This window comes from Pseudonocardia sp. SID8383 (genome assembly GCF_009864975.1).
In the GTDB taxonomy this organism is placed as follows: Bacteria; Actinomycetota; Actinomycetes; order Mycobacteriales; family Pseudonocardiaceae; genus Pseudonocardia; species Pseudonocardia alni.
The window spans coordinates 1-1,867 of sequence record NZ_WWFY01000324.1; the positions used below are offsets into that span (position 1 = coordinate 1).

Annotated in this window: 3 protein-coding genes; 1 reads left to right on the top strand and 2 read right to left on the bottom strand. The window is 77.0% G+C overall.

The genetic code is table 11. The annotated features are described in order from the left end of the window. On the top strand, nt 1-531 hold a 531-nt coding region (locus tag GTW08_RS07795; protein ID WP_161151687.1), incomplete at its 5' end, for a peptidoglycan DD-metalloendopeptidase family protein. Here the strand turns inward: GTW08_RS07795 and GTW08_RS07800 are convergent. Both GTW08_RS07800 and GTW08_RS07805 read right to left on the bottom strand, forming a co-directional pair. After that, complete coding sequence (locus GTW08_RS07800) at nt 488-1,531, bottom strand: FliA/WhiG family RNA polymerase sigma factor (RefSeq protein WP_073578172.1); 1,044 nt, start codon at nt 1,529-1,531, stop codon at nt 488-490. The genes GTW08_RS07795 and GTW08_RS07800 overlap by 44 nt on opposite strands. Continuing rightward, a partial coding sequence (locus GTW08_RS07805) for a tyrosine-type recombinase/integrase (protein ID WP_161151688.1) occupies nt 1,506-1,867 on the bottom strand: 362 nt, incomplete at its 5' end. The genes GTW08_RS07805 and GTW08_RS07800, both read right to left, overlap by 26 nt.

Sequence of the window (1,867 nt, forward strand, 5' to 3'; positions counted from 1 at the left end):
CCGCCGCGGCCGCCCGGAGCGGGGATCCCGGCCCCGGGGGCGGACTACGCGTGGCCGCTGCTCCCGCCCCCGGCGGTCACCGCGGTGTTCCGCAAGCCCGCGTTCCGCTACGGCCGCGGGCACCGCGGCGCCGACCTCGGCGGCTCCCCCGGGCAGGCGGTGCTCGTCGCACGGGAGGGGGTGGTGGTGTTCGCCGGGCGGATCGCCGGGCGCGGCGTCGTCTCCGTCGACCACCCCGACGGGTTGCGGAGCACCTACGAGCCGGTGACCGCCGCTGTCGTCGCCGGGACGCGGCTCGCCGGGGGCGACCCGGTGGGGACGCTGGAACCCGGGCACATCGGGTGCCCGATCGCGGCCTGCTTGCACTGGGGCGTGCGCCGGGAGCGGCTCGACCACCTGGACCCACTGGTCCTGCTGCGGCCTCCCCGGGTGCGGCTGCTCCCCTGGGAGGGGGCGCCGGAGACCGCGGAGGACGCTCCGGACCGGGTCAGCCCGCCAGCGCCGGCTGCATCGACGCCCGCAGCCGGGTGATCACCCGGGCGTGGAGCTGGCAGACCCGGGACTCGGTGACCCCGAGGACCCCGCCGATCTCGGCCAGCGTCCGGTTCTCGACGTAGTAGAGACGCACGACCAGCCGGTCCCGCTCCCCCAGCAGCCCGATCGCGGCACGCAGCTCCGCCCCGGTCTCCCTCCGGACCGCCGCGGTCACCGGGTCCACCGAGTCGTCGGCCGGGAGCGTCCACAGCGGCGAGCCCGCCGGGCCGCCCGCGCCGAGGTCCTCGGCGCTGACCAGGTACATCGGCCGCCGGGCCTGACGGAGGTCGCGCACCGCGACGCCCAGCTCCGCGGCGAGTTCGCCGTCGGTCGCGGGGCGCCCGGAGCGGAACTGCACCGCCTCACGGGCCCGTTCGACCTCGCGGCTGCGCGCCCGCACGGTGCGGGGCACCCAGTCCTGGGAACGCAGCTCGTCGAGCATGGCGCCCCGGACCCGCTGGGCCGCGTAGGCCTCGAACCGGATCCCGCGGCCGGGGTCGAACCGGTCGACGGCCTCCATCAGACCGAACGTCCCGGACTGCAGCAGGTCGGCGAGCTCGATCGACGACGGCAACCGCACCGCCAGCTTCGTCCCCACACCGCGTACGAGCGGGGCGTGGTGCTCGACCAGGCATCGTCGCGCGGCGGGGGCGCGGGTGGCGAGGAACTCGCGCCACAGCGGCACGACAGCCGGCTCGACGGTCTCGTTCAGGTGATCCGGTGCGCCGTCGGGCGTGTCGCGGGGCGCCCGGCCCGTCGCCGGGACGAGTGCGATGCACGCCGGGGCCACGCCCGCCGACGGTCGTCCGGTGGTGACGTCGCGGGGGCCGCGGCGCGGGTGCCCGGGTGGGTCGGGGACCGGTACGAGGACGGCCGCGCGGGGCATGTCGGCGCCTGCGGCCCTCCGGTCGAGGGCCGTGGCCAGGGCGGTGGGGAACGCGTCGGGACGGCGGGGCGTCGTGGGGGACGCCTCAGGCCCGAGGGTGCGCCTGGTCATGAACCACCTTCAACCGGTCGACGGTCACATGCGTGTAGAGCTGTGTCGTCGACAGCGTAGCGTGACCGAGCAACTCCTGTACGTAACGAAGGTCTGCTCCGCCCTCGAGCAGATGGGTCGCCGCGGCGTGCCGCAGACCGTGCGGTCCGACGTCGGGGACGCCCGGTACCGCCCGGATCGCACGGTGCACGACGGTCCGTGCGACGCGCGGGTCCAGCCGCCCGCCCCGCACGCCCAGCAGCAGCGCCGGCGGCGACGACGGGGTCGCCAGCGCCGGTCGGCCGTGGTCGAGCCAGCGGCGCAGGGAGCGCGCGGCGGGGACCCCGAACACGATGG